This is a genomic window from Acidimicrobiia bacterium (assembly GCA_040880805.1).
GTDB lineage: Bacteria > Actinomycetota > Acidimicrobiia > IMCC26256 > DASPTH01 > DASPTH01.
Genome location: JBBDHW010000029.1, coordinates 1 through 8,196, shown reverse-complemented (window position 1 = coordinate 8,196; position 8,196 = coordinate 1). Strand labels below are relative to the sequence as shown.

General features: G+C 68.4%; 8 protein-coding genes. 6 read left to right on the top strand and 2 right to left on the bottom strand.

The genetic code is table 11. The features are described 5' to 3' along the window. Nucleotides 1-1,002 (top strand): amidase family protein (locus tag WD271_07230; protein ID MEX1007624.1); only part of this gene is annotated, 1,002 nt, incomplete at its 5' end. On the opposite strand, the gene WD271_07225 is transcribed toward WD271_07230, so the two are convergent. Continuing rightward, the gene (locus WD271_07225) at nt 999-1,499 is read right to left on the bottom strand and encodes a cyclic nucleotide-binding domain-containing protein (protein ID MEX1007623.1); all 501 of its coding nucleotides are present in this window, start codon (nt 1,497-1,499) and stop codon (nt 999-1,001) included. The two genes, WD271_07230 and WD271_07225, sit on opposite strands and share 4 nt — an antisense overlap. An 18-nt stretch (nt 1,500-1,517) precedes the next feature. Then, entirely contained in the window at nt 1,518-2,528 is a 1,011-nt protein-coding gene (locus WD271_07220) for an alpha/beta hydrolase (GenBank protein MEX1007622.1), read from the bottom strand. Between the two features lie 116 nt (nt 2,529-2,644). On the opposite strand from WD271_07220, the gene WD271_07215 reads away from it, so the two are divergent. The 5 genes from WD271_07215 to WD271_07195 all read left to right on the top strand — a co-directional run. Continuing rightward, the gene (locus WD271_07215; protein ID MEX1007621.1) at nt 2,645-3,751 is read left to right on the top strand and encodes an alcohol dehydrogenase catalytic domain-containing protein; all 1,107 of its coding nucleotides are present in this window, start codon (nt 2,645-2,647) and stop codon (nt 3,749-3,751) included. Further along, on the top strand, nt 3,748-5,340 hold the full coding sequence (locus WD271_07210) for an AMP-binding protein (protein MEX1007620.1): 1,593 nt from the start codon (nt 3,748-3,750) through the stop codon (nt 5,338-5,340). Before WD271_07215 ends, WD271_07210 begins: the two co-directional genes overlap by 4 nt. Nucleotides 5,341-5,424: 84 nt before the next feature. After that, nucleotides 5,425-6,612: an acyl-CoA dehydrogenase family protein gene (locus WD271_07205; GenBank protein ID MEX1007619.1), complete on the top strand. Its 1,188-nt coding sequence runs from the start codon at nt 5,425-5,427 to the stop codon at nt 6,610-6,612. A 3-nt stretch (nt 6,613-6,615) separates the two neighbouring features. Beyond that, entirely contained in the window at nt 6,616-7,584 is a 969-nt protein-coding gene (locus WD271_07200; protein ID MEX1007618.1) for an acyl-CoA dehydrogenase family protein, read from the top strand. A gap of 19 nt (nt 7,585-7,603) precedes the next feature. Then, nucleotides 7,604-8,196: LLM class flavin-dependent oxidoreductase (locus tag WD271_07195; protein ID MEX1007617.1), on the top strand; the 593-nt coding region annotated here is incomplete at its 3' end.

Below are 8,196 nucleotides of genomic sequence, written 5' to 3'. Positions count from 1 at the left end.
GACATCCAGACCTTCAACGAGCTCTTCGGCGTCACCAAGAATCCGTGGGCGCTCGACCGCATCACCGGCGGCTCGTCGGGTGGGGCGGCGGCCGCGGTGGCCGCCGGGTTCACGAGCTTCGAGCTCGGGACCGACATCGGTGGGTCGGTGCGCATCCCGTCACACTGCTGCGGTGTCTACGGACTCAAGCCCACGTGGGGCGTGATCCCGCAGCGCGGCTACCTCGATCATTCGAACGGCGGGACGATCGACGTCGATATCAACGTGTTCGGCCCGATCGCGCGCTCGGCCGACGATCTCGACCTCCTCCTCACCGTGCTCGCGGGTCCCGATCCCGAACGGGCGGTCGCGTGGCGGCTCGAGCTGCCGCTCGCGGAGGAGCACTCGCTGGCCGACCTCGACGTGGGTGTGTGGTTCGACGATCCCGCGACCTTCGTCGATGCCGAGTACGGGACGATGCTGCGCGCGGCAGCCGACCGGCTCGCCGACGCGGGCATGCGCGTGCACGACCGTCATCCTGCCGTCGAGTTCACGGAACAGATGGGTGTCTTCGCGACGATGATCGGCGGTGCCCTCGCGCCGACGCTGGCAGACGGGAGCGACGCCGAGGTCGGACCGTCGCACCTCGCATGGCTGCGCGGTGACATGCAGCGCTACGACCTTCGGCGTGTGTGGCACGACTGGTTCGAGCATCACGACCTGCTCCTGTGCCCGGCGATGTCGACGCCGGCGTTCCCACACGATCACGAAGGCACGATCATGGATCGGACCATCGACGTCGACGGGACGACGCGCGGTCACATCGAGTTGATCTCGTGGCTCGGCTTCATCGGCGTGCTCGGCTTGCCGTCGGTCGCGGTGCCGATCGGGCGTACCAAGAGTCCTGAACTGCCAGTGGGCATGCAGGTCGTCGCGCCCTGGTACCACGAGCGCCGTGCGATCCGCGCCGCGGAGTTGATGGCCGACGTGCTCGGCGGTTACGTACCTCCGCCGGGTTTCTAATTGGCCGGTTTCTGATCAGTTTGGCTGTCGAGCTCGTGCAGCCGGCGCGCCATGCCGGTGAGGATGCTGTCGCGGATGGTCTCCTCCGCGAGCACGTCGTGGAACTCGGGTTGGGTGAGCACCGCGAGCCGCAGCTTGTCGACCGCGGTGACAGTGGCGTTCCGCGGCGCGGGATCGAACAGCGCAAGCTCGCCGAAGAAGTCGCCGCGCTCGAGGGTGGCGACCTCCTCGCCGCCGCGCGTGACCCGCGCCTCACCTTCGAGGATCACGAAGAAGTCGCGCCCCTTGGCGCCTTCGTGGATGACGACGTCGTCGGCGAGGTGCTCCCGGATCCTCGTGACGCGTGCGACCCGCATCAACTCGTCGCGTGAGCACGCCTTGAAGATCGGGACCCGAGCGAAGCTCATCTCGACGTAGTTGATCTCGGCGGCGCCGGACCACGACGCCTCCGGCGATCCGGAGAGGGAGCTGGTCTTGCTGGAGCGGCGCTTGAGCATCGGTGGCACTCTATTCGTCTAGGCCTTCACCATTGGTCGCTCGCTACGAGCCGGGATACCCGGCTCGCCCACGCTCGCTCCTGCGTGGGCGCGGAGGAAGTCTTCGACGCGCGCTTGCGCACGTCGGCCCATCTCGGTGGGGGAGCCGGTCACGCCGTGCGGACCGTGCGGATACACCGCGAGCTCGGTCTCGTTCCCGGCGAGCTCCCACCGTGCGGCCATGAACACGCTGTCGTCGAGCAGCGTGTCGCCCGTACCGACGGTGAACAACGCGGGGCACAAGGCGCGAAGTTCGGCATAGAGCGGTGAGACGTCGGGATCGCGCAGGTTGTCGACCGAGTCGAAGTAGGTGATCGCGTTGGTGCCGGCGCCCGGTGCGGCGGCGAGGATGTCGTTCTCCGGCGGTGGAAGGGTGCGGCTCGGTGTTCCCGTGATGTCGTACACGCCACAGTTCAGGTTGGCCCCGAACAGCCGGTCGGCTGCGTCGTGACGGTCGCGCAGTCGCAGCACGGTGACCGCGGCGATGTGCCCGCCCGCGCTCTCGCCACCGATGAGGAGACGATCGCTGCCCAGTTCGGCGGCGGCGTGTTCGAGGAGCCACACCGCGACGGCTTCGCAGTCGTCGTGACCCGCGGGGTACCCGTGCTCGGGGGCCATGCGGTACTCGGGGCTGACCACCGCGACGTTGCATTGCTGCGCGATACGCCAATTCACCTGGTCGCTGCTCCGGCGGCTTCCCATCATGAAGGCGCCGCCGTGGATGGAGAGGTAGACCGCATCGACCGTGGGCGGGACGAACACTCGGATCGGGATCTCGCCGGCCGGGCCGGGGATCGCGCGCTCCTCCGCCTCGTCGACGAGTGGCTGACCGAACACGCCACCCGGCTCCATCATCGAGCGGAGTTGCGCGATGAAGTCGCCCTTCGGGTCGAACGCAGCCGATGACTCCACCATTTGCGCGGTCGTCACCGCGTTGGCGGCGCGCACCTCGTCGACGAACGGCAGCAGTTCCGGATCGATCAGCGGCATGGTCACTCCCCTCGAAAACGTGCGCGAAGGGTAGTCACCTCCCTGCCGACGGGTCAGGTGCCGCTGCTACGATCCCGCGGCACTCAACACGCACGGTGACCGCCAGAGGGGGACCCATGCGAGGGATCGTCTACGACGGCGAGTCGACAACGCTGGTCGAGGGGCTCGAGCTCCGCGCGCCGGGACCCCGCGAGGTGGTCGTCGAGATCGTGGCCGCCGGCATGTGCCACAGCGACCTGTCGTTCATGTCCGGCCTCTACCCGTGGCCCGTGCCGGCGGTGTGCGGGCACGAGGGCGCCGGCATCGTGGCCGAAGTGGGTGAGGCGGTCACGCACGTGAAGCCCGGCGACCACGTGATCATCGCCACGCTCGCTGCATGCGGCTTCTGCGACCAGTGCAACAACGGGCGCCCCACATCGTGCCGCCAGACGCTCGGGAACGCCAGCGAGATCTTCACGCTCGACGGCAAGGGCGTGAGCAACTTCGCCGCCGCTTCCGTGTTCGCCGATCGCACGGTCGTGCGCGACGTGCAGGTGGTGCCCATTCCCGACGACGTGCCGCTCACGTCGGCCGCGCTGGTCGGCTGTGGGGTGGTCACCGGCATGGGCGCGGTCCTCAACCGGGCCAACGTGGAGCTCGGCCAGACCGCGGCGGTCTTCGGCGTCGGCGGCGTGGGCCTCAACGTGATCCAGGCCCTCAAGGTGAAGGGCGCGCGCCGCATCATCGCCATCGACATCGCGGCCGACAAGGCCGCGCTCGCGAAGCAGTTCGGGGCCACCGACTTCCTCGACGGCACGCGCGACGACATCGTCGACGCGATCATCGCGCTCGAGCCGTTCAGCGACGACAGCCCTCGCGGGCCGTTCAACGCGGGCGGCGTCGACTGGTCGTTCGACTGCGTCGCGTTCCCCGACGTCACCAGCAACGCGCTCGAGGCGCTCGACTGGGGCGGCACGTGCGTGGTGATCGGCGTGTCGGGCATGACCACCGAGTTCCACGGGCTCTACCAGCGGCTCACGCAGGTCGACCGCGGGATCATCGGGTGCCGCGCGGGCACGATCTCGCCGCAGCGCGACATCCCGCTCATCATCGATCTCTACCGCCGCGGCGCGATTCTCCTCGACGAACTCGTGTCGGTGACGTTCCCGATGGCGGAGTTCGAGAAGGCGATCCACGCGATGGAGAGCGGGTCGATCGCGCGCGGCGTGCTCACGTTCTCGTGACCAGCACCACCACTGGGGAGACCGCGCCCGGCAGGCCCTGGCCGATGCCCGGCAACATCGACACTGCGGGCAAGAGCCTCTGGCGGCTCGTCGAGGAGCGCGCCGCGCTCACTCCCGACAAAGTGATGGCGGTCGACGAACAGGACCGCTCGTGGACCTACGCGGACTTCCGTGAGTGGTGCGAGCGCGTCGCAGCGGGGCTTGCCGCGCGCGGTGTGGGCGAGGGCACCAACGTGTCGTGGATCCTGCCGTCGCGCATCGAGGCGTTCGTGTTGATCGGCGCGCTGGCGCGTCTCGGCGCGGTGCAGAACCCGATCCTCCCGATCTACCGGCACCGTGAGGTCGGGTTCATCGCCCGCCAGACCGGTTGCCGCGTGCTCGTAGTGCCCGGCACCTTCCGAAACGTCGACTACGAGAAGATGGCGCGCGAAGCCACAGAAGACCTCGACGTGGAGATCCTCGTGGCCGATCCCGACCTGCCCGAGGGTGACCCCGCCACGCTCGGGCCGCCCGCGAGTGGTGACGACAACCGCATGCGCTGGCTCTTCTACACGTCGGGCACCGTCGCCGATCCGAAGGGCGCTCGGCACACCGACGCCAGCATCGCGGCGGCCAACCTCGGCATGCAGTGGTCGCTACGGTGTGATCCGAGCGATCGCGTTGCTGTCGTCTTCCCGATCACGCATGTCGGCGGAGTCGTGTGGATGTTCAACACCATGGAGACCGGCGCCGAACTGCTGCTCGTCGAGATCTTCAGCCCCGAGGACTCACCAAGGTTCCTCGCGCGGCGCAGGGTCACGGTTGCCCCGGCGGGCACCGTGTTCTGGCAGGCGTATCTCGCCGCGCAGCGCAGGCAGCCGGGTGTGCCGTTGTTCCCGGAAGTGCGTGTGTTTGCCGGCGGCGGCGCGCCGAAGCCACCGCACATCCACTACGAGCTGATGGAAGAGATGGGCGCGCCGGCGATTGCCGGCTGGGGGCTCACCGAGTCGCCGATCAACACGATGATGGAGCTCGACGACCCCGACGAGAAGAAGGCCACCACCGAAGGGAAGGCATGCCCGGGGGTCGAGCTGCGTGCGATCACCGTCGATGACGCCGTGGCCAAGCTCGGCGAGGAAGGCGAGCTGCAGGTGCGCGGCGCGCAGGTGTGCCTCGGGTACCTCGACTCGAGCCTCGACGCCGACGGCTTCACCGACGATTCCAACGGCGGCAAGTGGTTCCGCACCGGCGACCTCGGTGCGATCGACGACGAAGGATTCGTGACGATCACCGGCCGTCTGAAGGACATCATCATCCGCAAGGGCGAGAACATCTCCGCGAAGGAGATCGAAGACCTGCTGTTCGCGCACCCGAAGGTCGCCGACGTCGCGGTCGTGGGTGTGCCCGATGCTGCGAGCGGGGAGCGCGCCTGCGCGGTGGTCGTGTGCACGCCGGGCGAGACGTTCACGTTCCTCGAGATGATCGAGCACCTGAAGGCTGCCGACCTCACGCCGCAGAAGTTGCCCGAACAGCTCGAGTTGGTCGACGCGCTGCCGCGCAACCCGGCCGGCAAGGTGCTCAAGCGGGAGCTGCGCCAGCAGTTCTCCTGACCACCCACAACGAACCGGCGTCGTCTGTGGTCGCTCTACGACCTTTGTTGACGCAAGTTCGTTGGGCGATACGCTCCGGGCCGCATGGACCTCCGGTACACCGAGGAAGAGGAGGCGTTTCGCGCCGAGTTGCGCGAGTGGCTCGAGGACGCCGTTCCCAAGTACGGGCCCGCTCCCGACCCGGACGAATGGGACGCGCGCCGGGCCTACGACACCGGCTGGCAGCGCACGCTGTACGACGCCGGGTACGCGGGAATCAACTGGCCGAAGGAGTACGGCGGGCGCGGCGCCACGCCCACCGAGCACCTCGTCTACATCGAGGAGACGGAACGGGCGCGGGCGCCCTACGTGGGCTGCAATTTCGTGGCCCAGCTGCACGCCGGTCCCACCCTGATCGCCGAGGGTTCGCCCGAGCAGAAGGCCTTCCACCTCCCCACAATGCTCAGGGGTGATGAGGTCTGGTGCCAAGGGTTCTCCGAACCCAACGCGGGGTCCGACCTCGCCAGTCTCCGGACCCGCGCGGTCCGCGACGGTGACGAGTACGTGCTCAACGGCCAGAAGATCTGGACGAGCTTCGGGCACGTGGCCGAGTACGGCGAGATGCTGGTGCGCACCGACCCCGACGTGAAGAAGCAGGCCGGCATCACCTGGTTGATCGTGCCCATGGACCGGCCCGGGATCGACGTGCGCCCGCTCCGCGCCATGGAGGGAGCCACTGAGTTCTGCGAGGTGTTCCTCGACGACGTGCGGGTGCCCGTGGCGAATCGGGTGGGCGAGGAGAACGACGGGTGGCGCGTCGCGAACGTCACCCTGAGCTTCGAGCGCGGCACCGCGTTCGTCGCCGACGTCATGCAGACCGAGGAGCTGATCCGCGACCTCGTCGAGCTCGCGCAACACCTCACCAGCAAGGGCGCGACGCGATGGGAAGATGCCGGGCTACGGCGCGACATCGGGCGTGTCGCGGCCGAGCTCGACGCGCTGTGGGCGCTCACCAAGCGGAACATCTCGCAGGCGCAGCGCACCGGCGTGGTGGGTGTCGGCGGGAGCGTGTTCAAGCTCGCGTTCACCGACCTCCGCAACCAGTTGGGCGACATCGCCATGCACCTACTCGAACGCGCGTCGCTCTCGATCGACGACCTCGGTGACCTGCCGTCGGGGCGTCACGTGCAGGCGCGTTTCTGGGCGTTGCGCATGAGCATCGCCGCGGGCACGTCGCAAGTGCAGCGCAACATCGTGGGCGAGCGCGTGCTCGGTCTGCCCCGAGAGCGCTGAGCCGTGGACTTCGAGCTCACCGACGACCAGGTCTCGTTACAGGTTGGCATCCGCGCATTCCTCGACGGCCGATTCCCACCCGACGTCGTCCGCAACATCGAGCATGCCGGCGCCCGCCTCGATCGGGAGCTGTGGCACGAGCTCGGTGACACCGGCGTGTTCTCGCTCCGCGTGCCCGAAGACGACGGTGGTCTGGGGCTCGGGGTCTCGGAGGCCGCGCTGGTGTTCGAGGAGCTCGGCCGCGCCCTCGTGCCCGGCCCGCTCGTGGCCACCGAGCTGGCGGCGAGGATCTCGCCCGAAGCTGCCGCGGGCCACGTCGTCGTCGGACTCGTCGAGCTCGACGACGAGATCCTGGTGATCGAGCACCCGGCCGATCTCGACGCGCTGCTCGTGCTCGATGCGGACGGGGTGCGCATCGTCGACCCGGACGTCATCGAGGGCGCCGACGCCGAGCGGCCTCTCGACGCGCTCACGCCGATCCGGCTGGTGACCGGTTCGTTGCCCGCGGGCGAGTCGTTCGGTGGTCCCGAGGTCGCCCAGCAACTCCTCCTCGTTGGGCTCGTGCTGACCAGCGCCCTCCAGCTCGGGATCGCGGCCCGCACGGTGGAGCTCGCGACCGAGTACGCCAAAGAACGCGAGCAGTTCGGCCGGCCGATCGGCTCGTTCCAGGCGGTCAAGCACATCGTGGCCGACATGCTCGTCCGCTCGGAGGTCGCGCGCGGCGCGGTGTACGCCGCCGCGTGCACGCTCGACGGCCGGAGCAACGACGCACCTGTACGCGCCGCGGCGGTCGCGAAGATCGTGGCCGGCGACGCCGCGCTCGCCAACGCGCACGCATGCATCCAGGTGCACGGCGGCATCGGGTACACCTGGGAGCTCGACGTGCAGCGCTACTGGAAGCGCGCGTCGGTGCTCGACACGCACTTCGGGAACAGTGAACGGTGGGCGGAGGCCGTCGCCGCCACGATCTGAACGCGGTAGCGTCCCGCGCATGAGGTTCACGACACCGATCGCGATGATCGACCCGTCCTTCTACATCCCACTCGCTCGAGCGGCTGAAGAGATCGGATTCGACAGCATCGCAGTGCCCGACAGCATTGCGTATCCGCGCGCGTCGTCGTCCAAGTACCCGTACAACCCGGACGGCACGCGAGAGTTCCTCGAGAACAAGCCGTTCATCGAAACGATGACCGCGATCGCGGCGATGGGTGCGGCCACCGAGCGCATCGAGTTCCACACGTTCGTGTTGAAGATGCCGATGCGTCATCCCGTCGTGCTCGCGAAGGAGGCCACGTCGGTGGCGGTGCTCACCGGGAACCGTCTGGTGCTCGGCGTGGGTTCGAGCCCGTGGCCCGACGACTACGAGATCGTCGGACTTCCGTGGGAACGCCGAGGACGTCGGTTCGACGAGTGCATCGAGATCGTGCGTGGGCTCGGGGCGGGCGGGTACTACGAGTACCACGGGGAGTTCTACGACGACAACGTGGCAGTCCTCGTACCAGAGGACGCTGATCGACTTCCAGCGATCTGGGCGTTTTCGTCGAGTCCCGACTTCGCAGACAATCTGCGTTCGTTCAACAAGAA

Excerpts from the sequence above, each read along its gene's own strand:
- WD271_07220 (MEX1007622.1), bottom strand. The coding sequence starts at position 2,528 with ATGCCGCTGATCGATCCGGAACTGCTGCCGTTCGTCGACGAGGTGCGC.
- WD271_07205 (MEX1007619.1), top strand. The coding sequence starts at position 5,425 with ATGGACCTCCGGTACACCGAGGAAGAGGAGGCGTTTCGCGCCGAGTTG.
- WD271_07225 (MEX1007623.1), bottom strand. The coding sequence starts at position 1,499 with ATGCTCAAGCGCCGCTCCAGCAAGACCAGCTCCCTCTCCGGATCGCCG.
- WD271_07215 (MEX1007621.1), top strand. The coding sequence starts at position 2,645 with ATGCGAGGGATCGTCTACGACGGCGAGTCGACAACGCTGGTCGAGGGG.